Genomic DNA, 22,452 nt, shown 5'->3' with positions numbered 1-22,452 from the left:
GCAAGATCGAAATTCGGGTGTGTAGTGTGTGTAGATAATCACGGTCTTGGTGTGTAGCATACACACCAAGGCTGGGCGGAGGGACGATGCGCAGTCGAGAAATCATGGAGTTGATCCGGGCGGATGGCGGGTTCCTGGTGGAGGTGAAAGGCAGTCATCACCAGTTCCGGCATTTCACCAAAAAGGGGCGGGTGACGGTTCCCCACCCCAGGAGCAGCCTGCCGATCGGGACCGTGAACAGCATTCTGCGCCAGGCCGGCCTGCGATGAGTCGGCCGTCAGCCCAGGAGGAGGGCATCAACATGAAATTCCCCGTGGTTCTGCACAAGGACGCCGACTCGGATTACGGCGTGACCATCCCTGACGTGCCTGGCTGCTTCTCCGCCGGCGGCACCGTCAGCCAGGCGCTGGAAAACGTCCAGGAAGCCCTGGCCCTGCACTTCGAAGGCCTGGTGGCCGACGGCGAGACGCTCCCGCAAGCCCAGGAAGTGGACACCCACATGGGCAACCCCGACTACGCCGGCGGTGTCTGGGCGGTGGTCGACTTCGACGTCACCCCCTACCTGGGCAAGGCCGTGCGCTTCAACGCCAGCCTCCCGGAAAACCTCCTGCAACGCATCGACGAACGCGTGAAGCGCGACCATCGCTACGCCTCTCGCTCCGGCTTCCTGGCTACCGCCGCGCTGCGTGAGCTGTCTTCGAACTGAGCCAGACGCTGTGCAATCAGGCGGCTTTTCATGGACAGCTTGCTATTCATGTAGGAACATACCTACATTGGTGATTCATATGGGAGGTGCCGCCATGACCATCACAACCCTATCCAGTCGAGAACTTAACCAGGATGTTACCCGCGCAAAGAAGGCGGCCAAGCAGGGGCCGGTGTTCATCACGGATCGCGGCAAGCCCGCTCATGTGTTGTTGAGCATCGAGGAATACCAGCGGCTTACGAAGCAGCGCCGCAACATTGCCGACTCTCTGGCTATGCCGGACGTTGCGGATATCGAGTTTGAAGCACCACGTGTGACCATCGGCACCCAACCGGCTGACTTCTCATGATGTTCGTTCTCGACACCAATGTGGTGTCTGAACTGCGAAAGGTTCGGGCCGGCAGAGCTGACCCGAACGTTGCGGCCTGGAGTGAAAGCGTCGATGCCGCCGAGTTGTTCGTGTCTGCCATAACCATCATGGAGCTGGAGCTCGGTGTTCTGTCGATTGAGCGAAAAGACGCCACTCAAGGGGCCTTGCTGCGCTCGTGGCTGGAGCAACATGTGTTGCCGGAGTTCTCTGGACGAACATTGCCAATCGATACAGCGGTGGCGCAACGCTGCGCCCGGTTGCACGTACCCGACAAGCGAGGCGAGCGTGACGCGCTCATTGCCGCGACGGCCCTCGTTCATGGCATGACGGTAGTCACTCGCAATGTGGCTGATTTCGAAGCGACAGGAGTGCCTATCCTCAATCCGTGGGAAGCGATGCAATAGAGGTTTATTTTCTTACAGGCAAGGACGAGGCAGGCCAATTGATCTGGTAGCGAGTGCTGCGCCCGCCGCCTGGCAGGCGGACCAGGCAGCCCTTGTCGAGCAGGTCGCCCAGATGGCGGGTTGCGGTTGCCTTGGAAACCTTCGCCACGGCCTGGTACTGGGCGGCGCTGATGCCTTGCTCGAACCCACCGCGTTCGCCCAGCAGGTCGCCATCGAGCAGGCGGTTGAGCACCTTCAGCTGTTCGGCTGAAAGCACCTGCTCGCGGTGCGCCTGCCAGAAGCGCGCCTTGCCCAGAACCCGGTCGATACGTGCCAGCGCCTGCTCCAGGCTTTTCAGCAGGGTGGCCAGGAACCACTCCAGCCAGGCGGTGATATCGAGCGAAGCCTTCTGGCTGCTTTCCAGTATCCGGTAGTAGCCGCGCCGATCCTCGAGAATGCTGGCGGACATGGCATAGAAGCGGATGGCCAACTGCTCGCCCTGAGCCAGGGCCAGGTCGGTGACGGCGCGAGTCAACCGCCCATTACCATCATCGAAGGGATGCAGGGTCACGAACCAGAAGTGCGCGATGCCGGCTCGCAGCAGTGGGTCCAAAGCAACATCGGCACGGCTGCTGGCGAACCAGTCGAGAAAGTCCTGAAGCTGCACTTCCAGCCCCGCGCGTGGCGGTGCCTCGAAATGCACCGTGGGCCGGTCGAGCCGGCCAGAGACCACCTGCATTGGCTCGTCGCCCCGCAGATCGCCGACGTGGATTCGAGCGTGCGGAGACGTGTCGCCCATTGGAAAAAGCAGGCGGTGCCAATGCAGCAGGCGCTCCAGCGTCAGTGGCTGCGCATGGCCGCGCGTGGCATCCAGCATCAGCTCGGCCAAGCCCTCGGAGCGCGGCGTACTGCGCCCGCCACTCTCCAGGCCCAGCCGCCGCGCCAGGGAGGAGCGCACCGACTCGACATTCAACTGCTCGCCCTCGATGGCGGAACTGGTGACGATATTCTGCAGCAACGCATCCAGCGCATTCTCCGCATCACTGCCGGCATCGATCGTCCCAGCCATGCCCAGCAGGCGCCCCTGGGCCTGGGCACAACTGCGCAGCAGCGGGGCGAGACGCTCGGCCTGCCAGCGGAAATCCGGCCAGTCAGGCTGCTGCCAGATCCAGAGGGGCTCGTTCATGGCAAGTCTTCCAGGGGCGGTGAGCCGAATAAATGGATTATTCGGCTCATTGAATGAGCCGATTGTGCGAGCTATTCGGCTCGGCGTCCATCTACCCGTGGAGTGGATGTGGACGCCTTGTGGACACTTTGGCGGGTTCTGAAGGGAACGGAAGGGCCTGAAAAGCCTCTCCCAGAAATGCCAAAGCCGCGCAATGCGCGGCTTTGAAGGTGGTGGGCCCACACGGACTCGAACCGTGGACCAAAGGATTATGAGTTGTGACTTAATGCCGCAAGCCTAGGAAAGTTTAGGATAGGGGAGGCGAGGTTACAATAGGTCTAAGTACATGATTACAGGTAGTTTTTAATAGTTCTCGTCAGGTCCGCATAGCTGAGTACTGTACCTCTGCTGTACCTCGCCACCGAAGATTCAGATAGCAAGAAAGCCGCATAGATTCCCGCAGATGCCGCCCCCGACGCACTCGGAACGGAGGCGACTTGGATCGCGTTACTGGCGGACTTCTTGTGGGTTCCCGGCGAGCGCGCGGGTGTAGCTCAGATCGTTAACCTTGATGGGATCAGCTTTGAGCCAATAATTCTCCTCAGAATTGCAATTAGTGCACATTAGCTTTTTACCGTCTTCGCTGAGTGCGTACTTTGTCGACGAGTCAGTTGAGAGAAGCGCGAGTTCATCACCATCGACTTCAAATTTACGGTCTACTGCGATCAGCTTGGCTGCACTGCTGTAGTTGAATGCCCAGTGCTTTACACCTTTCTCAGGGCTTATCGACATGATGAGGAGCGAGTCATCTTTATAGTTACGTTTAGCCACCCAGTCACCATTGAACTTAACCAGCTTTGCAGCCTCGGCTCTACGTTTCTCTTCTTCTCTTGCAGCCGCTTGACGCTTTTCTTCTTGCTCTTTCAGCATTGAGTCCACATCGTAAGGCTCAGAGCTAACCTGTGCCCACTTGGTGGGTAGTCGAATTGAGCGCTCATCGCAATTCAGACATTCCAGCCCACGTTCGTCTGCGGCACGTTTAAAGGTCAAGTGGACATTCTCTTTGGAGGAGTCCAGCAGGAGCTTCTCGTTCTTAGAATCCACTGCGAAATTGGTTACTCCGCTAATTTCTGCTGTGGATTTATTAACAAGGAAAATTTTGGCGTCGTCGCCAGCGATGTTCAGTACTACTTGTTTTCCATAGGGGCCATCTGTTCTGTAGGCGCCGCTGAAATCCTCTCCCCCGCATCCTGCCAGAGTTCCAAAGGCTACGAGTGCGGCTGCAAATTTCATCATGTGGTTCACAGATTAAGTCCTTTCATTGAGAGCTAAACGAATTAGAGCCCGGCCTGAAGGAGCGGCCAGATTGGTAACCCTAATTCCGCACTACGTGTGCCAGAAGCCGACCAGCACGCAGGGCGAGGCAGCTCTTGTAGAGCTTGCGATGGCATTTTGACATCAAAAAACTGACTAGTGCTAGCCGGTAGAACGAACGACTAGGGATAGGAAGGAAAAGTAGGGGGCTGAAGCGAAAAGAGGAGCCTGGGGCTCCTCATTCTTTACTCCCTATGGATAGGGAGAACGGGGCTCTGAGGCCCCTTGCTAAAGGGAGGAGATCGTCTGTATTCAGATCGAACCGCCTCTCAGTACCTGCCACACGCAGCGACTACGCCGGATTTACCCCTCCGCCTCGTACGCTGGACCGGCCAAGCGAATAGAATCATAACGGCTACTTCTCAGGTTTCCAACCCAAATTGTGCAGCCAACTGCCGGCGTTGAATTTCCTGGTCGGTATGCAGGTCTTCTCCCCAGCAGGATTCAGTCAGATGCTGGCGCGCCTCGTCGCGGGTCTCTCCCAGGATGGCCAAAAGGGCAGCCCTAGCGATTTCGTCGGTGCTGAGAAGGGCGATCGCACGCAGTTGGTAACGTTCGGGATCTGTCATTTAGGTATTCTCCGAAAGACGTTCCAGGCGTCTCGCTTCTTGCTGTAGGAATGTCAGCTCCGCTATCTCTGGATCGTTTGTCAGTGGGGGGTAGTGACGTTCGCCGAATAGCCCCTTCTTCGTGTAGGCCTTCATGTGTCCAGCCCAGTCCTCTCTATTTACGGGGGGAAGTCCCAAAGAGTCCCTTTTCACTGCAACGTAGTAGCGGAGTTCCTTCAGGGCAAAACGGATTTCGTAATGATTAGGGAGTGAGAAAAATCCAGACAGTCCATAGAACCTCTCTAGTCGATCTAGATAGCTCTCCTTTTTGATCCAGCAGTACCAGACGCAAACGCTACCTAGTTTGATGCGAGGATCTGACTTGTAGGTGCCATTTGGCTCTGCTCCTGGTGGACTACAAGCACAGAGTGCTGCAGCTAAGCAGGTTGCTGATGCTAACTGAATAAATTTCCTCATAATTATTTCTGTTTCCTTCTTGCTCATGTCTTTATCAAAGAGATCGAAACTCCAATCGGTAGGCCGATCATCACGCATATAAATATCTTTGCTGCCTCACGTTGCCCGATAAGCCAGCAAAACAATGCGAGGCATGCTGTATGTACCCAGGACATTGCCGCCCAGAACAAAACTGGTGGATATGGTAGAGGAATGTATGAGTTTGCCATGTTGATCAAAACAATTGTCGGAATGACCAAGCAAAGCCAAGCGGCTACTATCAAGAGCCGAATCTTCATCCTAGGCCCTCCCCAGGTAGTCAACTGTTGGAGCAGGTAGTGAACTCATGCGTCGTTCCAGCTCGCGCTCATGCAACCGCTGAACTTCAATTCCGATTCCTAGGCGCGAATTCACCTCGCCTAGCAGCAACTCAAGTTCCAAGTCGTCCAGATCCGGAGCTGCAGGGCGAACGCCGGATAGACCTTGGCAGAAATACAGGGAGTAGCCGATTAACTGCGGTCGGAGGTATCTAGGGTCATCGTCCAGGGTCCAGTAGCGATGGCTGAGTCTCAACATGGCATCAAGTAGAAAACGCAAATCTCGCGGCGGGCTGTCTGCCAAGTCATGCTGTTGCTCTAGGAAATCGCTGTAAGTGGTACTCATGGTCAGGCTCCATTGGTTGGGAAGCCTGACCATCCCCCTGTTTGCGATGTGCCAGAAGCTATCAGTCGTCATTTTTTTTCGGACGTTTTTTCTGGCTACGTGGAGTTCTCCCGGTGCTGAAACGCCCCTCGTTTGCTGCCACTCCTGGAACCAAAGGGGGGATAGACGAACGTGCTGAAGTGTTGCCTGTCGAGGACCACCCTCCGCCGGAACTGACCTCCTGCGCGGTTCGTACTTTCTGTTGTGTCCCCTGGTCAGCCACGGAAATCCCTCCGCCGTCGCCTCCTCCCGAAGGGCCGCCAGGCTGTTTATTGTCGCTCTCCATTGCTGCGGACCAGCCTCGGGAAATGACGCGCATCGCGATCCCTGCCACTACGGAGGCCGCTTCGGGAATTGTGGTTGCTGCATTCTGGGCGGCAGCGCCCAGAGGCCCAACGACAACGCCTGTGATCTTCATCGCCATGAAGGCGCTCACAGGAAGGATTAGCGCGAATACCAGCAGCAAAGATCCTCGTACTAGATCTTGATCTGCACTGGCCCCTTGCCAACCGGCAACAGCAGCAGCCTGAGTTACAGCCACGCTGCCTATAGAGATCGACGCGGCGACTGTTACCAACTGGGCCATGATCACAAGTAAGACAGGGAACACCAGGAGGGACAGCCAATTGGTTAGGCTGGTAATGCCTCGGATGAGGGCCATCATTAGATAGATCGGCATTGTGGTGAGCACAAGCCAGAGGAGGGCGGCACAACCGGCGACGTACAGAGGTATGAGCGTATACAGGTCGATGTAGCTGGACATCGATTTGATCAGTTGCATGCCTGCAACTGAGCCAGAGACCAAGTTCGACCACCAACTACCTTCTGCTTTTCCGCCATTGAGGCTACGGTCGATGGTCCTTTGCAGAGCTCGCGCAGCCCCTACTACGCCGCTATTGGTATTTGCTAGCTGTCCGCCGGACGCCTTGCTTCCAGTCTCTACGAGGGCGTAATACGCCTGCTCGGCACCGAGTTGCGCAACTTGGTACGCCTCATAGCAGTTGCTTGGCGAGAATCCCTGCGAGGCTGTTTTCCCCTCGGACTCTTTCCATGCGTGGGCTTGCTTCTCCATTGCCGATGCTAGTGCACCAGGCGCATCTCCAATCGAGAGATAGCTGGGTGTGGTCCCTTCTTCGCCACGATATGCGCCGAGCCAATACGCCTTTGTTGGCAGTTGATATGGAGACTGACTTACGAACGGATCATTTTTTGCCTTTAGAGCTGCAACGCCTGCGGCTCGACGTCTCTGGATCGTGTTCAGATCGAGAACGCCCAACCACTGAGAGGGGGTAAATCGGATCTGCCAGGCTTTGGATAACTGCGCCATTAGGCCGATGTCGGCGTCTGGAATTCCTAGTCCCCCACCTCCCATGAGGCCAACCGAGTGATAGGCCTCAATAGGTACCGCGTCCTCTGCCTTTTTGAACATTTCAGGGGCCGGGTTGCACTGCGCGTTGTAGTCCCGAATGAGCCTCGCCAGATCAGTATTGGAGAATTGCGATGCGGTGCGCTCAACAGCCGAGTCGGTCACACTTTGCGCCGGCAGAAACTGTCCCGCGTCGTTGAATCGTTCGTCTAGGGCGCGCTGCATGGCAGTGCTGAAAATCTTCTGTATGGAGAACGCCAGTGTTGCGCCGTGAGCGGTTAGGTTGACTGAGTCCACAACCGTTCCCGAGGGCAGCGTCAGCTTTTGAGGCTGCAGCCCCCAGCCAACTGCTAACAGCACCAGAGCACCAGACAGAACGCCTTGCCGCATGGTGTTCTGACCGAGCACTCCAATCATCGCCATGATGAGCATAATTGCGGCGCCACTGACAAACAGAGAGGCAGTGGCGTGACCTATGGCGATCATCAGCGGGCTAGTGGCAACGATTAGCTGTTCTACGACGCCGCTGAATGTGGAGAAGATCCAGTCGAAATTTCGGAGTGACTCAGCGTCCATCATAGGGCCCTCCACTGCTCGGGTAGCAGCCAGCAGATCAGCGCCACGCCGAGCACGAAGGGGGCTACGACGCCTACAGTGCCCCAGGCTTCATATCCGAGCAGGGTTCCGGGCGCGAGGCCAAATGTGATCAGGTGTGCGATGCGCGTGCGGTTACGCCGCGAGAGCAGGCGGTCGGCGTGGATGCCAGGCTTGGTGCTAACACGATAAAGGCCCAGAGCGATCAGGGGCACTAGGATCAGTATTTGGAAATTGTCCATTGAGAATTCCTGCGAGGTTTGCGCGACCAGCAAAACGCAGGTGGAAGTTGGATTCCAGCCAAAGTGGCTGGCTGGAATTCCGGTTAGTCTCGGCTTGAGCCGAGGTATGAGTTGGTAATACCGATACGGTCATGGCCCAACTCTTCTGTGAGGATCTGTCGGGCCTCCCGATCGCTGAGCCCGGCATGCTGAACGTCCGGAGCAAGGGCGGGGATAGGCCTAATGACTTGACCAAACCATCCTCCCTCGGTGCTGCCGACGAGACGTGCCTGCTCTGCCAGTGTTCGCTGTACTGCAGGGCACTGTTTGCCAGTCAGTTCCAGGTAGCGCTGCTGTGCGTATAGATGGCGCAGTCCATGGTTTTTGCGCAGACCTGCTGCCCTAGTCTGATTGTCATATTTTTTTTGCTGCTGCTTGTATGAGAGGTGGGCTGGGATGAGACTCCCGCTTCCACAATAGGTGTGCAGCTCATCAAGTAGGCTTCGCTGTTCCGGAGTTCTAATAAGCACCTCACGGAAACGTCCGCCTTTGCACCAGGTATCAGTTAGCGCTATTCGGTCGCCCCTGTCGGCCGCGGACACACGAAACTTGATTGCCTCTTCGCGTCGAAGACCGAAATGAGCTTGCAGGCGAAGTGAAAATCGAATGTTCGGATCTGCAATCCTCTCAAGGTTCCCGGTTAGCGCTGTAGCCCGAGACTCCCGAGAGACATATTGTCGGCGTTCAATGCCGAGATCGTCGTTTTTAATGCCCGCGACGCCAGGCCTGCCGGCCTTTTCACAGGCCCAGCGCAGGTGGGCCATCCGGTTCTTAATCGTAGCGGGGCTCAGGCCGTCGCCTTTCCATTTCCCCACCAGAGCGCGCAAATGCTTTTGAGCGATACGATCAGCACGCAGGTTCCGATAGCCAAGTTCACGGAGCTGTCGTGCCGAGAGGCTTAGCGTGGCCCGTCGTGCTGCTTGGGTGGAAAACGAACCATCGCGATTGTGTTTCTGGCGCTGGACCCAATCCCATTCGAGTTTATCCATATTTTCTCCTCGCAGTTTTCAACTGCGAGGAGATCACCACAGTAGATCGGTCGCTTCCAGCCAAACAGCAGTGCTGAAAACCTTGTCACTAGATGCATCGATAAGCGTGCAAACCAGAGCGCTGAAATTCCGTCCCGGATACCGGAAACGGCCGCAACGTCGAGAGTGGGTGGTAAGTGTTGGTTCCTGTCCCACACCGCTGAGCGGGGGGAGCTGGCCAGGGCCAGGGGCGGAACGACGTTGCTAATGACCTAAGGAGGTCGCCGTAACGAGCGGACTCGGAGAGTCGCGGTTACGGAAATGGTGCGCTCAATCCCGGGGACGAGCTGCAGCCAATTGCACGCTGAGCCGGTGCAATGTCGTGTCCACGACGACGGCCTGACCGAGGTCAGTTGGAGGGGCACCCTACGGTGGACCACGTAGAGGCGGCTCGTCTGAGCCGATGTAGTTTTCGCGCCTACAACGACTCAGTTTTACGTCCAGAGCTGGACGACCCTCAATTTCACGAACAACAGCCGAGGGCTCTGTTGATCGCCTGGCGTGACGCCACCAGGAGTCGGGCGATGAATCATCGCTACCAGGTCGCCAACCCCGGAGCGTTTGCCGCCTCTGACGAGTGAATACACAGATCAGAGGCGGCGACGATGCAGCACCAGAATTGCTGGCTGGCTGCATCATCCCCCGCAAGCGGAATCGAGAATTTCCGATCCTGCTTACGGTGAGAATTAGGGCCATCACTTGGCCGTCACCAGAAAAACATATCCAATAAGTCGAAGCAAGCCAAAAGACTGCTCTGGAAATAAAATTGGCTGTAAGCCCCGTGTAGCGGGGCTTACAGCCTGAAAGGCAAGCCTCAGCGGGTGCATTATGCACCCGCGTTTGGGCCCGCTTTGCGGGCCTACGCTCTGCGTCACTACCTAATGGTAGTGACGCAGAGCTATCCCACCTCACTGCCAGACCCATGCAAAAAGCACCCAAAGCCCCCCAGGAATGCCCAAGAGATCCCCTTTCCTACCCTTTTGCGCCGTTGATCGTCTCAAAAAGGCTCGGTGAAAAATCCCCTTCTACGCCTTTTCCCGTCACTTGTTGCCTTAGAAAACACCCAAATATCCCTTTTCCCGCCCTAATCCGCCCTGAGCCAAATCGGCGCTCTTAGGCTCTTCAAGGGATTTCAGCTACCGGTTTTGGCTTGGATGTTGACCCATTCCCTTGCAGATTCCCTTTTCGGGTTAATTAATGGGAAGTCAGATTCATGAAACCACTATGGCTAATGGCCGTATGCACTGTGCTAACCCTCGCAGGATGCATTGACACTCGACCGACAGAAGGCTTGTTCGCGAGTACTCCTGTATGGCGAGCAGGCTACGTTTTACTCGAGCTAGCTAATGGTCATGCCGTTATGCGGTGGTTCGATGACCAAGGACGGGAGAACCGACGTCAGGAGTTCACAGTTGAGTTGTGGAGTGGGAGAGGAGGGCTCCAATTGACTGGAGCAGATCAATTTGTGCTGAGATGGGATGGTACTGGAGGTTTTGGTTGTCTGGGATGCGCAAAGCATATCCCTTCAGAATGGGACCCTGTCAGTCAGTGATTGCATGATGGCGAATTGATGCTATTTTCTGGCGCCGTATTTTCGACGTACAGGAGAATAGATCGATGGAACATGTTGGATACACCCTGGCCCTCTGTGCCCTTGTCACTGGCGTAATGTCGGGCCTCTACCGGCAGTACGCTCTCATGCTTGTCAATGCCTGCGCACTTGCGTTCTTGGCCGAACGCGGAGAGGCCGCCCACCACTGGGTGTATAGTTTCGGCAGTGGGTTGATTGGACTCCTCATCTGTAGCCTAGTTGCTGCCCATGTTGGGTTCCTCGCGTCACGTTGGATTCCGTGGGCGCTGAAAGCTATGGGCGCAAAGAAAGCTGAGAGCCAAGAGACCTGACTTGCTTCGTTTTTCAGACTGGCTGCGCTACGGTGGCCTCTTTCGCTAAGCGCGTCTCATCTCGTGATAGGTTGCTTGTCTCACCTGGAAATGGACGACGTTACCGCGCTCATCGGAACTACGTTTGCGAATAGGGGCCGTCCGGCATTTCAGTTGGATGGCGATCGAGTTCCTGTCAACTTATCGAAGAAGAGCACGTCTAGCCCGTCATCATCGGCAAGAGGTTGGAAGGGCGACAGGCGCCCTTAACTAGCCTTCATTACAGCATTAACTAGCAGATTCTCGCCGATTGTGCCGATTTGTGTTGAGGATGACGACATCTTCGGCGCTCACTGCTCGGTGGATTGAATGAACGCACCAAGCTTGTCGAGATCATGTGACCAGAACAGGGAAAGCCCCCGAGTTTGGGCCTGTTCAAGGTTCAAGACTTTGAACACACCTGCCAGCGCTGCTGCAGGTACAACTTGTGCTGTTCCGAATTGCTTGATCCAGTACTCGGCCTTAACTGCAGCATCGTTGTTCAGGCGTTTCACGCTGTTGGTTGCGCTGTTTGACACCTTGCATTCGATTGCCATAAGCCGGGTGTCATGCAGGCGCACCACAACGTCGGCCTTGCGTTCGCCGAGCAGGCATTCTGCACAAAACTGCATGGCCTGTGGCCCTTTGACGATAGTATTGATCGCAACGGCTGGAACTTCGGTGAACCCTAAGCTACGAAGGTACTCTTTCACCTTTGTTTCTTGGTTTTCTTTGCCTTCGTTTCGTCTCTCAGTTGCGATGCGCTGAGCAGCCAATAGTACTGACGACGCAAGCAAAGCTGCCTCGCGCTGCTGATCAGTTGGAGAGCTACCGGCCTCCATCCACGGAAAACGATGCGGATCGATGACGCGCTCAATAACTGCAAACACCTTGCGGAGCGCTTCGGGATTCTTTTTGAGAATCCCCGGTGCAATGGAGTCGACATCGGCGATGACTTGGAGGTCATCATCGGAAATCGGAGGCCCGGCTAGATATCGCAGAGCTTCACCTAAGCCAAGGCCATACGCTTCAGCGAGATTTGCGTCGGTTATTGCCCCGGGGTTGAGGTCGCTCAGCTTCCCAAAAAGAAGCTCGAATTTACCCCTGGCTTGGTTGTAATGCGTTTCCCAAGAGCCAGAAACGGCGAGGCGTTCAGCCCGAAACTGCGCAGCAGAGGTTGATGCGTCTTCGGCAAGTTCATCTGCTGTCCATCGTGGTGGTGCGCTTGTCATGCAAGAAGTGCTTCCAGGCTTGGGATGCGCAGGCGCTCAATTTCCTTGGGCTCGAATTTGGTCAAGCCTCCGGCATAGGTTCTGCCGCTCCCTGTGTTGATATTTGTATTGAGCCACGTCACGAGGCGAGCCATAACGCCGTCATCCAATTGCTGGCGCGGATAGAGACCGTGTGCAATGTTGATGTGCCGCGCATCGCATGCATTAAGCGTGAACTGCGGTGGGCGACGTGCCATGTATGTACACAGAATCGGGGCGGGAGCTTTGAGGCCGACTGACCACCAGGCTTTACGATGTTGTGCGATATAACTTTGATCCGCCCCGTTGAGTTTTGCCCAAGTCAGGAAGGCATTGATGCGCTGGCGCTCATCCTTAGTGAAGTCGTCGAGTTCGGCAGGTAGGTCGATAACGCGACGCAGATCCTTAGCCGAGTGTAGATGCGCGCCTGCCTGGATTAAGTCCTTGGCTTTGGTAACAGCCGGCAGTTTGACTCGATCGGGCAGAGTCTTTGCGTGCTCGCCGGCAATCCATATGTCATTTGCGCCCGTTACCTGACCCCGATGTACGCGAAATAGTTCGCCAAGCTCAATGTCCCCGCTTGTGATCGGCTCTGATGGCCGGACAATAATGGACCATCGTGGCGTGGCATGCAGGTGCTCTCGGGGGATGTCGACTCCCTTGCTCAAGCCGTTAAGGCGTTGAAGTTTGTCGACTGCTCGCACCCGCACTGGACCGGTTGTTTCTCCGACACGGAAGCATGTGATTGCGGCTGTGGTTGCTGTGCCGGGAAACGCTTCAATTGTCGGCTCAAGCACATGTAAGGCGGTTCCTCCCAGTTCATCAAGCAAGAGCCGGCGAAGCGCTGAACCGTAGTTCACATCCATCCACTCGGCCGATGTAATGAATGCACCTATGTCGCCCGCTTTGGCGAGCAAGCGCGTTTTTAGGAAAAAATGCAGGTGCAGGCCGGCAAGAGCGCTTGCCTTAATGCCTAGGTCGGCGAAGTTAGAGGCGTACCATGATTTCCAGTCCTCGGCGATGTCGTGGTGTCGCACGTAGGGGGGGTTGCCGATGAAGGCGGTCATGCCAGAGCAACGTGGCAGTTTGACCTCCCGATAGTCCTTGACTAGCACTGTGACCCGATCGGTCCAGCCACGAGCACTCAAATTGGCTCTCAACATCAGTGCGGCAAGTGGGTCCATCTCTACGGCCACAAGCTGGGCGTTAGGAAAGGCGTCTCCTGCAGCCATGATGAAGCGGCCTGAGCCTGCGCCTGGATCGACTATGCGAGCCGGCGTACCTTGGCTGGACAACCAAGTCATCATTGAGCGAACGATTGGCGCAGGTGTATAGACCGCCCCGGCTGCACGACGATCAGTTGCAGAGCGGATCGATGAGAACGCTTCGCCAAGGGGGTCGCACCCGCGCAAGATTGCCTTACGAGTGGCCTCGATATCCCGAGAATTGAACGCCAACGTCGGAGCGGTCTTCACAAGCTTACGTTCAGCCACAGACATGCGCCCCTGCTCCTCAATGAGGGCAAGGCACAAGGCCACGAGCTCCAATTCCGTCTGCACTTTCATTTTCGTTTTCTCTTGGGCCCTGCGAACAGGTCGGCCTGGCCTTGTAGCTGCTTTTCCGTAAAGGCGCGCATGAAATCACGCAGCACATCAGAGGCGTGTCGGTCTTGGGCGCGGCAAGCCTGCACGAATGCTTCGCGCAACGCTTTTTCCACCCTGATGCGCATTCCGGAGTCTTTGAGAGTCATCTTGGTATGCTAGCAAGCGGATACACATTTGTGTATCCAAATCGACCTACCGCTCAGCCTAGCGCTTGTGAGGCCAGGGCATCGTTATCCACACATATCAAAAGCTATTTCTAGAATTTATCTCTAACGGGGTGACACCTATGGCACTTGTCAAGGTGTCTCATAGGACATGGGTGGCACCTTTCACATCTTGAGATGCGTCAGCTATGACATGTGTCACTGATGTCAGGTGTCATGAGTGTCATCTGTTCTGTAGATACGCTCAACCCGCCGTGCGAGAGATCCAAACTGGGGCGGGAGTTTTGCTGCTTCCTTCAACGCAGCAGTGGAGGGTATTGGGGCCGGCTCAAAAGTAAGTTTCTCGCTGTTAACCTCATAGGTAATTTCCACCCGCTCCGTGCGCTCCACCGTAACGCTCAGGCGTCTCAGGCCGCCCTCTTGCCTAAATAGATCCATCAATTGGCGTACGCCGCTGGGGGCGTACGGCCATTTCGCGATCATTTCCCCGGCGTCGTCGATTCGGAACTGCTCCTGCACCTGGTAGTGGTTTTTCCGTCCTGTGCGCCCCCGAGTTATCCATCCTTGCTTCTCTAAGGCGTCCAGGTCACGCATCACCTGCCGAGGGCTTCGACCAGAGAGTTGAGATAGTCGATCAATTCCTACATTGCATAGTCCGGTGTGGTGATGAGAGTGCGCTTTTACGCATAGGAGCGTGGCGACTGCTCCACTGGGAAGTTTTGCAAGGTCCCCCCTGTGGATACGTGATTTGAATACATGGAACCACCCTGGCGAGTCCCCGGTGGGCGAGATATTAGCGCTCAATTGTTCAGGGCGATCATCAACCATCATGACGGCTCCCCGCCATGATCGTGGCCATATCGCAGGTACGGAAATATACCCGACGCCCGAGCCGGACCTTCGTGGCATTGATCTGGCGAGCGAACGCCGATTGGGTTGTCAGCGAGAATCTCAGACCACCAGGGCTGCGATGGAGCAGTTGCGCCAACTGCTCCAAAGTCAGCAGGGGACCATAGGTTTCGAGGAGGTGTTGTTCGAGGCAGTCAGGTGTCATGGGGCATATCCAGTTGATGGGTATGCCCTAACAGTGGAAAGTGAGTGCCCTCTTTTACGGGGTCCACCAGCCCCGCAATGCAGTTGAAGGTAGTTTCGCATGCGAAACTGGCAGGCAACGGTAGTTACTGTTTGTTCATGCTATCCAGCCTGCCAACCAGATCCTCGGCGCGTAGATGCGTATAGCGCCGGAGCATCTGCATCGATTTGTGGCCGCTGATGGCTGAAACCTCCTGGTCGGATAGTCCGCCCTCAACCAGGCGACTAACAGCCTCGTGCCGCAAATCGTGAAAGCGTAAATCGGCTAGACCCAATCGCTTCTTGATCAAGCCCCAGGTTTTGGTGAACGCATAAGGACGACGCTTTTGGTCCTTGCCAGGCTCACCGAAGAACACCAGGTTGCAGTCCTTTGGCCGGAGCGGATTGTCTAGAGCCAAGCTGAAAGCCGCAGTGGCGAGCCTGGTCAGTGGAACAGTGCGGGCGCTGTTGTTTTTGGTGTCGGAAAGGCGCGCCACGCGCCTTTTCAGATCGACCTGATGGCAAAGCAGGCCGGTGATTTCTGAGGAGCGCATACCGGTTTCCAGGGCGATGCACACGATCCAGCCCAGCATGGGGTTGCTGTGATTGTTCACTGCAGTCAGAAGTCGCCGCTCTTCGTCCTGGGATAGGCGGCGATCTCTGCCTTCCCCAGGGCTCGGTTTGCGAATGTTTAGGACGGGGTTGAAGGTGAGGCCGAGTCCCCATTCCTGAATTGCTACCGTGAAAAGATGGCTGAGCAGGGCCAGTTCGAGCCTTACAGTATTGTTGCTGGTTGGACGACCACGTTTGGTGATGGATGAAAGGCGAGTGTCGCGGTAGTCGGCAATGATGTCGGCAGAGAGAGCTGCCAGAGAGTACTTGCCCAGATGCTGGATCAATTGCTGAGCCTTGGTGGCCTCGGCCTTCTGCGTGGATGCCTTCTTCGTTGGGGTGACCTCACGAAGGTAGCGTCCCAAGGCTTTCTCAAGTGTCATGCGCTCGGAGCCACTGCGCTGGATGTAGACACCGCGCACCATTTCATCCTCGGTGCGGCGCGCCCAGTCCTCGGCGTCGCGCTTGGTTCGGAAACTCTTTGCAGTGGTGGGCCAGCCGGTTTTGCGGATAACCGCTTTCCACGTGCCGGCATTAGTTTTGACGATGGTGGCCATCAGAATACGGTTCCAAAGTTAGGTTGGGGTAGCGGCTGCGCTGAGTAGCGGTATCGATGTTTCCGCTAAACGAGGTTCAGTGCTGCGTACGTCCTAACAGTGGAAAACGAGTGCCCCTTACAGAGGCTCTGCGGGTTCTGTGAGGCCAACTGACGATGGGGAAAGGAACACCTCGACCCAATCTCGAAGCAAGACGAGTCGGTGCAGCTGTACTGAGCCGGACCATTTCGTCTTTGAAGTGATGCGTCCAGGCAATGGGTTCGGAAGGCTTTGAAGGAGGTTGGACGGCCTTCTTTGGAGAGGAAGGCTTTCCGGATGCAGGGGAGGGTTTTGACGATCGTGGCCATCTGAGAAGGACTCCAAAGGTAGGCTGGCGTGCCAGCGCTGTACCGTTTTCGTACCTTTGGACCAAAGGACTGATCCGAGGGCCACTACCGTAAAAAGCATAAAGCCGCGCTGTGCGCGGCTTTGAAGGTGGTGGGCCCACACGGACTCGAACCGTGGACCAAAGGATTATGAGTCCTCTGCTCTAACCGACTGAGCTATAGGCCCCCAGAAGGCCGGCGGATTATACCGGCGTCCCTTGCGCGGTGCCAATCGGATGCAGTGGGGTGAGGAAGCGGGCTGCGAACTGTTCCGCAGGCAGGGGCGGGCTGAGGGCGTAGCCCTGGACCTGGTCGCAGCCTTCTTCGGCGAGGAAGCGTTCCTGTTCTTCGCGTTCCACGCCTTCGGCGATGATGGTCAGGTTCATGCTGCGGCCCAGGGCGATGATGGCGCGGGCGATGGCGGCGTCGTGCGGGTCGTCCGGCAGGCCGTGGACGAAGGACTGGTCGATCTTGAGGATGTCCAGCGGCAGCTGCTTGAGGTAGCTGAGCGAGGAGTAGCCGGTGCCGAAGTCGTCGATGGCCAGTTGTACGCCCAGGCGTTTCAGGGCGTGCAGGGTGGTCAGGGCCTCGTCGGTCTGGTGCATCAGGAAGTTCTCGGTGATCTCCAGTTGCAGCCTGGGGGCGTGCAGGTTGTAGCGCTGCAGCAGTTCGCGCACCTGGTCGACCACGTCGTGCTGGTACAGCTGGGCGCCGGCGAGGTTCACCGACAGCGGGCCGAAGGCGGCGTGGCTCTGTTGCCAGCGGCTCATCTGCCGGCAGGCTTCTTCCAGTACCCAGGTGCCCAGGGGCAGGATCAGCCCTGTTTCCTCGGCCAGGGGGATGAAGCGGTCCGGCGGGATGGCGCCGTACTTGGGGTGGCTCCAGCGGATCAGCGCTTCGGCGCCGACCAGCGCGCCGGTGTCCAGGGCCTGCTTGGGCTGGTAGTACAGCTGCAGCTGATGGGTTTCCAGGGCGCGGCGCAGTTCGTGCTCCAGGGCCACGCGTTCGTTGGCCTGGAAGGTCAGCTCGCGGGTGTAGAACTCGACGCGGTTGCGGCCTTGGGCCTTGGCCCGGTACATGGCGGCGTCGGCGTTCTTCACCAGGGTGGCGACGTCCTTGCCGTCCACCGGGAACAGGCTGATGCCGATGCTGGCGCTGACGAAGAATTCCTTGTCGTCGGCGACGAAGGCATGGCTGAAGCAGTTCAGCAGTTTTTTCGCCACGTGTTCGGCGTCGGCGCTCTGGTGCAGGCCGGGCAGCAGGATGATGAATTCGTCGCCGCCCTGGCGGGCTACGGTGTCGATGTCGCGCAGCTGTTCGCGCAGGCGCCGGGCGATGGATTTCAGCAACTGGTCGCCGACCGGGTGGCCGAGGCTGTCGTTGATGTGCTTGAAGCGGTCCAGGTCGAGGAACAGCACGGCGCCCAGCTGCTGTTCTTCCTGGCTTTCCTTCAGGGCGGAGGTCAGGCGCGATTCGAACAGCAGGCGGTTGGGCAGGCCGGTGAGCGGGTCGTGGTGGGCCTGGTAGTCGAGGCGGGCCTGGGCGTACTTGAGCGTGGAGATGTCGGCGAAGACGCCGACGAAGTGGCTGGTTTCGCCGTTGTTGCCCCGCACGGCGCTGATGGTCAGCCACTCCGGGTAGAGTTCGCCGCTCTTGCGCCGGTTCCAGATCTCGCCCTGCCAGTGGCCTTCGGCGTTGAGGTGGTGCCACATGGCGACGTAGAAGCTGCTGTCGTGCTGCCCCGAGGCCAGCAGGCGCGGCGACTGGCCCAGCACTTCGTCCTCGCCGTAGCCGGTGATTTCGCTGAAGGCGCGGTTGACCGCGATCATGCGCTGGCTGGCGTCGGTGATCATCACGCCTTCGGCGGTGCTTTCGAACACGGTGGCGGCCAGGGTGAGCTTTTCCTGCATCTGCTGGCGTTCGGTGATGTCGCGGGCGATGGTCAGCAGGCAGTCTTCGCCGCTGATGACGATGTGGTGCGCCGAGAGTTCGCAGAGCCGGGCGGCGCCTTCGCGGGTGCGGATGAAGGCGGTGAAGTCCTGCACCGTCGAGCGTTCGCGGATCATCTGCAGCAGGCGCTCGCGGTCCTGCGGGTCGGCCCACAGGCCCAGTTCCAGTGTCGAGCGTTCGCTGGCGCTCTCGCGGCCGTAGCCGGTGATGCGGGTGAAGCCTTCGTTGGCCTCCAGCAGCAGGCCGTCGCGGATGCGGGTGATGAGCATGCCGTCGGGGGAGGCGTGGAAGGCCTTGGCGAATTTTTCCTCGGAGGCGCGCAGTTGCTCCTGGGTCTGCTTGAGCTGGGAGATGTTGCGCGCCACCACCACCAGGGCGGGCGTGTCGTCCAGGGCCACGCGCTGGGCCGAGAGCAGGGCGGTGAAGCGGCTGCCGTCGCGGCGATGCAGGCTGATCTCGATGTTGTTGAGGTTCTCGCCCTGCAGGCGTTCGAGCATGCGCGGGCCCATGCCCGGTTCGCTCCAGATGTTCAGCTCGGTGGCGGTCTTGCCCAGGGCTTCGCTGGCGGGGATGCCGACCTGCTGCTCGAAGGTGCTGTTCACCGCCAGCAGGCGCCCGTCGATGCGCCGGGCCAGGACGATGATGTCCGGGCAGTGGTGGAACACCGAGGCGAACTTCTGCTCGGACAGGCGCAGCGCCTGCTCGGTGCGCTTGGCCTCGGTGATGTCGATCATCAGGCCGCGCAGGATGAGTTCGTCGCCGTGGCGGATGAGGGTGACGATGTCGCGTATCCACACCACGCGGCCGTCGGCGGCGAGCATCCGGTAGTCCAGGCTGTGGTTGCGCCCGGCGCGGCTTTCCGAGAAGCAGAAGCTCACCGCCTGTTCGGCGTCGGCCGGGTGCAGGGTGCGCTGCCAGAAGCCCGGCTGCAGCCATTCGTGCTGCGGGTAGCCCAGCAGTTCCTGGGCGTGGGGCGAGACGTAGGTGAAGCGGTTTTCCGACAGGCGCATTTCCCAGGCGATGGCGGCCATGCTCTCGACCAGGCCGCGGAAATGCTGCTCGCTGTCGCGCAGGGCCTGTTCGAGCCTCACTCGCCGCGCCACTTCGCCGCGCAGGCGGCGGTTCATCGCTACCAGGGTGGCGACGATCGCCAGGCTCACCAGCAGGGCCGGCAGGCCGATGCTCAGCAGGTGGTGCGACCAGGCCGGGCGGTTGTCCAGCAGGCCGCCGACCCAGGGTGTCTGCAGGGCTTCGACTTCGTCGCTGCTGAGTTCGGCGAAGAGCTTGTCGAGGATGCCGGCGAGCATCGCGTCGCTGCGCGGCACCGCCATGGCCAGTTGGTAGCGATAGGGCGTTTCGCCGCTGATCTGGATGCCTTCGAGCTTGAGCTGGCGCAGGCTCCAGACGCTGGAGGCGAAGTCGCCGACGAAGGCGTCGACCTGCCCGGTGGCCAGGGCCTGCAGGGCCGCCGCGACGCTCGGCAGGGGCAGCAGGTTGAGGTCCGGGTGCTTGGCGATCAGCAGTTCATGGGGCGCGTAGTGGTCGACCACGCCGACCTTCAGGCCGTACAGCTCGCGCAGGTTCTCCGGGTTGGGGCCATCTTTGCGGGCGAGGATGACGATGGGGAAGTCCAGGTAGGGGCGGGTGAAGGTCAGGTATTCGCTGCGTTCGGGCGTGGCCATGATGCCTGGCAGCAGGTCGACCTGGCCGTTGCGCGCCTGCTGCAGGACTTCGTTCCAGCTGCTCGGTTCGCTGGGCTGCATGCCGACCTGCAGGCGGTCGCTGATCAGTTGCACGTAGCTGGCGGCGAGCCCCTGGTAGCGGCCCTGGTCGTCGCGGAACTCGAAGGGTGGCCAGGAGGCGTCCACGCCCAGGCGCAGCTGCGGATGCTGGCGCAGCCAGGCCTGTTCTTCCGGCGTTAGGGTGAGCGCCTGCGCCTGGAGGACCCAGCATGCCAAGCACAACAGAAGAGCCTGCAGACGCGGCATGGGAGCCTCGGACCCGGGGAGTGGATATGCCGAAGTGTAGTCGGGCCCCGGCCGCTCCAGTAGCCCCCTGCCAGTATCCCTGAAAGAAAAACCCCCGGGCTGTGCCGGGGGTTTTTCGATCACTCGTCGAGGAAGGAGCGCAGGTGCTCGCTTCGCGACGGGTGGCGCAGCTTGCGCAGCGCCTTGGCTTCGATCTGGCGGATACGCTCGCGGGTCACATCGAACTGCTTGCCGACTTCCTCGAGGGTGTGGTCGGTGTTCATGTCGATGCCGAAGCGCATGCGCAGCACCTTGGCTTCCCGCGCGGTGAGGCCGGCGAGGACTTCGCGGGTGGCTTCCTTGAGGCTCTCGCTGGTCGCCACTTCGATGGGCGACTGCATGGTGGAGTCCTCGATGAAGTCGCCCAGGTGCGAGTCTTCGTCGTCACCGATCGGGGTTTCCATGGAGATCGGTTCCTTGGCGATCTTCAGGACCTTGCGGATCTTGTCTTCCGGCATGTCCATGCGTTCGCCCAGCTCTTCCGGGGTCGGTTCGCGGCCCATTTCCTGCAGCATCTGGCGGGAAATACGGTTGAGCTTGTTGATGGTCTCGATCATGTGCACCGGGATACGGATGGTGCGCGCCTGGTCGGCGATCGAGCGGGTGATCGCCTGGCGGATCCACCAGGTGGCGTAGGTCGAGAACTTGTAGCCGCGGCGGTATTCGAACTTGTCCACCGCCTTCATCAGGCCGATGTTGCCTTCCTGGATCAGGTCGAGGAACTGCAGGCCGCGGTTGGTGTACTTCTTGGCGATGGAGATCACCAGACGCAGGTTCGCCTCGACCATTTCCTTCTTGGCGCGGCGGGCCTTGGCCTCGCCGATGGACATGGCGCGGTTGACGTCCTTGATTTCCGAGACCTTGAGGTCGACGTTGCTTTCCAGCGCGGACAGCTTCTGCTGGTTGCGGATGACGTCGTCCTTCACGCGCTCCAGGGCTTCGGCGTACTTCGGCTTGGCCTTGAGCACGCTGTCGACCCAGGCTTCGTCGGTTTCCCGGCCGGGGAACAGGCGCAGGAAATCGGCGCGCGGCATGCGGGCGTCACGCACGCACAGTTGCATGATGGCGCGTTCCTGGCGGCGCACCTGGTCCAGGGCGTCGCGCACGCGGGTGACCAGGGCGTCGAACTGCTTGGGCACCAGCTTGATCGGCATGAACAGTTCGGCCAGGGCGAGCATTTCCGCATCGGCCTGCTTGCTGCCGCGGCCGTGCTTCTTCAGCGCCTTCTTGGTCTTGTCCAACTGGTCGGCGACCAGGCCGAAGCGGCGCGCGGCCTCTTCCGGGTCCGGACCGCCGTCGCCTTCGTCTTCGCTGTCGTCGTCGGACTCCTCGTCCTCTTCCTCGTCATCCTTGGCCTTGGCGTCGCCGCCCTTGTCCTTGAGGTCGAGTTCGACTTCCTCGGCGGGAACCGAGCCGTCGTCCGGGTCGATGTAGCCGCTGAGGATGTCGGACAGGCGGCCGCCTTCGCTGACCACCCGCTGGTATTCGTCGAGGATGCCGTCCACCGCGCCAGGGAACTGGGCGATGGCGCTCATGACTTCGCGGATGCCTTCCTCGATGCGTTTGGCGATTTCGATCTCGCCTTCGCGGGTCAGCAGTTCCACGGTGCCCATTTCGCGCATGTACATGCGCACCGGGTCAGTGGTGCGGCCGACGTCGCTCTCCACCGCGGCCAGGGCAGCGGCGGCCTCTTCGGCTGCGGCTTCGTCGGTATCGGTTTCGGCCAGCAACAGGGCATCCGCATCCGGGGCTGTCTCGAATACGTTGATCCCCATGTCGTTGATCATGCGGATGATGTCTTCCACCTGTTCCGGATCGGAAATATCCTCCGGCAGGTGGTCGTTGACCTCCGCGTAAGTCAGGTAGCCCTGCTCACGACCACGGCTGATCAACTCTTTGAGACGAGATTGCTGTTGCGCTTTTCCGGACATAACACCCTATCCACTGAAGGTCTTGGCG

General features: G+C 58.7%; 20 protein-coding genes and 1 tRNA gene. 4 read left to right on the top strand and 17 right to left on the bottom strand.

The annotated features are described in order from the left end of the window. Nucleotides 1-86: 86 nt before the first annotated feature. The 4 genes from FG99_RS10275 to FG99_RS10260 all read left to right on the top strand — a co-directional run bounded on the left by FG99_RS10275 (nt 87) and on the right by FG99_RS10260 (nt 1,480). Entirely contained in the window at nt 87-269 is a 183-nt protein-coding gene (locus FG99_RS10275) for a type II toxin-antitoxin system HicA family toxin (protein WP_043269330.1), read from the top strand. Nucleotides 270-301: 32 nt separating this feature from the next. After that, nucleotides 302-706: a type II toxin-antitoxin system HicB family antitoxin gene (locus FG99_RS10270; protein ID WP_009615524.1), complete on the top strand. Its 405-nt coding sequence runs from the start codon at nt 302-304 to the stop codon at nt 704-706. Nucleotides 707-800: 94 nt separating this feature from the next. Next, nucleotides 801-1,055, top strand: a complete 255-nt coding sequence (locus tag FG99_RS10265) for a type II toxin-antitoxin system Phd/YefM family antitoxin (RefSeq protein ID WP_043270302.1) — start codon at nt 801-803, stop codon at nt 1,053-1,055. Then, nucleotides 1,055-1,480, top strand: a complete 426-nt coding sequence (locus tag FG99_RS10260) for a type II toxin-antitoxin system VapC family toxin (RefSeq protein WP_043270300.1) — start codon at nt 1,055-1,057, stop codon at nt 1,478-1,480. The genes FG99_RS10265 and FG99_RS10260 overlap by 1 nt, the downstream gene beginning before the upstream one ends. Before the next feature lie 4 nt (nt 1,481-1,484). Here FG99_RS10260 and FG99_RS10255 read toward each other — a convergent pair whose 3' ends face one another. The 17 genes from FG99_RS10255 to rpoD form a co-directional block, all read right to left on the bottom strand. Then, on the bottom strand, nt 1,485-2,645 hold the full coding sequence (locus FG99_RS10255) for a Fic family protein (protein ID WP_043269328.1): 1,161 nt from the start codon (nt 2,643-2,645) through the stop codon (nt 1,485-1,487). A gap of 486 nt (nt 2,646-3,131) precedes the next feature. Then, complete coding sequence (locus tag FG99_RS32070) at nt 3,132-3,929, bottom strand: hypothetical protein (RefSeq protein ID WP_156060068.1); 798 nt, start codon at nt 3,927-3,929, stop codon at nt 3,132-3,134. A 431-nt stretch (nt 3,930-4,360) separates the two neighbouring features. After that, nucleotides 4,361-4,567 carry a hypothetical protein gene (locus tag FG99_RS32065; protein ID WP_156060067.1) on the bottom strand — a complete coding sequence of 69 codons (207 nt, stop codon included), beginning with the start codon at nt 4,565-4,567 and terminating at the stop codon, nt 4,361-4,363. Next, a complete protein-coding gene (locus tag FG99_RS32060) occupies nt 4,568-5,050 on the bottom strand; it encodes a hypothetical protein (RefSeq protein ID WP_156060066.1) in 483 nt (160 codons plus the stop codon). Between the two features lie 252 nt (nt 5,051-5,302). After that, nucleotides 5,303-5,665: a hypothetical protein gene (locus tag FG99_RS10250; protein WP_156060065.1), complete on the bottom strand. Its 363-nt coding sequence runs from the start codon at nt 5,663-5,665 to the stop codon at nt 5,303-5,305. 61 nt (nt 5,666-5,726) lie between these two features. Next, entirely contained in the window at nt 5,727-7,649 is a 1,923-nt protein-coding gene (locus FG99_RS32055) for a hypothetical protein (RefSeq protein WP_156060064.1), read from the bottom strand. Then, the gene (locus tag FG99_RS10245; protein ID WP_043269324.1) at nt 7,646-7,906 is read right to left on the bottom strand and encodes a hypothetical protein; all 261 of its coding nucleotides are present in this window, start codon (nt 7,904-7,906) and stop codon (nt 7,646-7,648) included. Before FG99_RS10245 ends, FG99_RS32055 begins: the two co-directional genes overlap by 4 nt. Nucleotides 7,907-7,989: 83 nt before the next feature. Next, nucleotides 7,990-8,934 (bottom strand): phage integrase N-terminal domain-containing protein, encoded by a 945-nt coding sequence (locus tag FG99_RS31290; protein ID WP_079386517.1) that lies wholly within the window; start codon nt 8,932-8,934, stop codon nt 7,990-7,992. A 2,270-nt stretch (nt 8,935-11,204) separates the two neighbouring features. Further along, on the bottom strand, nt 11,205-12,125 hold the full coding sequence (locus tag FG99_RS10230) for a XamI family restriction endonuclease (protein ID WP_043269318.1): 921 nt from the start codon (nt 12,123-12,125) through the stop codon (nt 11,205-11,207). Next, complete coding sequence (locus tag FG99_RS31285; RefSeq protein ID WP_081884607.1) at nt 12,122-13,708, bottom strand: Eco57I restriction-modification methylase domain-containing protein; 1,587 nt, start codon at nt 13,706-13,708, stop codon at nt 12,122-12,124. Before FG99_RS31285 ends, FG99_RS10230 begins: the two co-directional genes overlap by 4 nt. Beyond that, nucleotides 13,705-13,893, bottom strand: a complete 189-nt coding sequence (locus FG99_RS31280; protein WP_081884606.1) for a plasmid-related protein — start codon at nt 13,891-13,893, stop codon at nt 13,705-13,707. The genes FG99_RS31285 and FG99_RS31280 overlap by 4 nt, the downstream gene beginning before the upstream one ends. A 225-nt stretch (nt 13,894-14,118) precedes the next feature. Beyond that, nucleotides 14,119-14,739, bottom strand: a complete 621-nt coding sequence (locus FG99_RS32050; protein WP_256204851.1) for a helix-turn-helix domain-containing protein — start codon at nt 14,737-14,739, stop codon at nt 14,119-14,121. Further along, nucleotides 14,732-14,965, bottom strand: a complete 234-nt coding sequence (locus tag FG99_RS10220) for a hypothetical protein (RefSeq protein ID WP_043269316.1) — start codon at nt 14,963-14,965, stop codon at nt 14,732-14,734. Before FG99_RS10220 ends, FG99_RS32050 begins: the two co-directional genes overlap by 8 nt. Nucleotides 14,966-15,089: 124 nt before the next feature. Then, nucleotides 15,090-16,151 carry a tyrosine-type recombinase/integrase gene (locus tag FG99_RS10215; RefSeq protein ID WP_043269314.1) on the bottom strand — a complete coding sequence of 354 codons (1,062 nt, stop codon included), beginning with the start codon at nt 16,149-16,151 and terminating at the stop codon, nt 15,090-15,092. Nucleotides 16,152-16,626: 475 nt separating this feature from the next. Continuing rightward, a tRNA-Ile gene (locus FG99_RS10210) sits at nt 16,627-16,703 on the bottom strand. Nucleotides 16,704-16,719: 16 nt separating this feature from the next. Further along, nucleotides 16,720-20,454 (bottom strand): bifunctional diguanylate cyclase/phosphodiesterase, encoded by a 3,735-nt coding sequence (locus tag FG99_RS10205; RefSeq protein ID WP_043269312.1) that lies wholly within the window; start codon nt 20,452-20,454, stop codon nt 16,720-16,722. A gap of 119 nt (nt 20,455-20,573) precedes the next feature. Continuing rightward, complete coding sequence (gene rpoD, locus FG99_RS10200) at nt 20,574-22,424, bottom strand: RNA polymerase sigma factor RpoD (protein WP_009615539.1); 1,851 nt, start codon at nt 22,422-22,424, stop codon at nt 20,574-20,576. Nucleotides 22,425-22,452: the final 28 nt, after the last annotated feature.

It is taken from the genome of Pseudomonas sp. AAC (assembly GCF_000725445.1).
GTDB classification, from domain to species: domain Bacteria; phylum Pseudomonadota; class Gammaproteobacteria; order Pseudomonadales; family Pseudomonadaceae; genus Pseudomonas; species Pseudomonas citronellolis.
The sequence above is the reverse complement of the archived record's forward strand: the minus strand, read 5'-3'. Positions and strand labels throughout refer to the sequence as shown.

Excerpts from the sequence above, each read along its gene's own strand:
- rpoD (WP_009615539.1), bottom strand. The coding sequence starts at position 22,424 with ATGTCCGGAAAAGCGCAACAGCAATCTCGTCTCAAAGAGTTGATCAGC.
- FG99_RS10265 (WP_043270302.1), top strand. The coding sequence starts at position 801 with ATGACCATCACAACCCTATCCAGTCGAGAACTTAACCAGGATGTTACC.
- FG99_RS31290 (WP_079386517.1), bottom strand. The coding sequence starts at position 8,934 with ATGGATAAACTCGAATGGGATTGGGTCCAGCGCCAGAAACACAATCGC.
- FG99_RS10230 (WP_043269318.1), bottom strand. The coding sequence starts at position 12,125 with ATGACAAGCGCACCACCACGATGGACAGCAGATGAACTTGCCGAAGAC.
- FG99_RS32065 (WP_156060067.1), bottom strand. The coding sequence starts at position 4,567 with ATGACAGATCCCGAACGTTACCAACTGCGTGCGATCGCCCTTCTCAGC.
- FG99_RS10205 (WP_043269312.1), bottom strand. The coding sequence starts at position 20,454 with ATGCCGCGTCTGCAGGCTCTTCTGTTGTGCTTGGCATGCTGGGTCCTC.
- FG99_RS10250 (WP_156060065.1), bottom strand. The coding sequence starts at position 5,665 with ATGAGTACCACTTACAGCGATTTCCTAGAGCAACAGCATGACTTGGCA.
- FG99_RS10260 (WP_043270300.1), top strand. The coding sequence starts at position 1,055 with ATGTTCGTTCTCGACACCAATGTGGTGTCTGAACTGCGAAAGGTTCGG.
- FG99_RS10270 (WP_009615524.1), top strand. The coding sequence starts at position 302 with ATGAAATTCCCCGTGGTTCTGCACAAGGACGCCGACTCGGATTACGGC.
- FG99_RS31280 (WP_081884606.1), bottom strand. The coding sequence starts at position 13,893 with ATGACTCTCAAAGACTCCGGAATGCGCATCAGGGTGGAAAAAGCGTTG.
- FG99_RS10245 (WP_043269324.1), bottom strand. The coding sequence starts at position 7,906 with ATGGACAATTTCCAAATACTGATCCTAGTGCCCCTGATCGCTCTGGGC.
- FG99_RS31285 (WP_081884607.1), bottom strand. The coding sequence starts at position 13,708 with ATGAAAGTGCAGACGGAATTGGAGCTCGTGGCCTTGTGCCTTGCCCTC.
- FG99_RS10220 (WP_043269316.1), bottom strand. The coding sequence starts at position 14,965 with ATGACACCTGACTGCCTCGAACAACACCTCCTCGAAACCTATGGTCCC.
- FG99_RS10255 (WP_043269328.1), bottom strand. The coding sequence starts at position 2,645 with ATGAACGAGCCCCTCTGGATCTGGCAGCAGCCTGACTGGCCGGATTTC.
- FG99_RS32050 (WP_256204851.1), bottom strand. The coding sequence starts at position 14,739 with ATGGTTGATGATCGCCCTGAACAATTGAGCGCTAATATCTCGCCCACC.
- FG99_RS10215 (WP_043269314.1), bottom strand. The coding sequence starts at position 16,151 with ATGGCCACCATCGTCAAAACTAATGCCGGCACGTGGAAAGCGGTTATC.
- FG99_RS10275 (WP_043269330.1), top strand. The coding sequence starts at position 87 with ATGCGCAGTCGAGAAATCATGGAGTTGATCCGGGCGGATGGCGGGTTC.
- FG99_RS32055 (WP_156060064.1), bottom strand. The coding sequence starts at position 7,649 with ATGATGGACGCTGAGTCACTCCGAAATTTCGACTGGATCTTCTCCACA.
- FG99_RS32060 (WP_156060066.1), bottom strand. The coding sequence starts at position 5,050 with ATGAGCAAGAAGGAAACAGAAATAATTATGAGGAAATTTATTCAGTTA.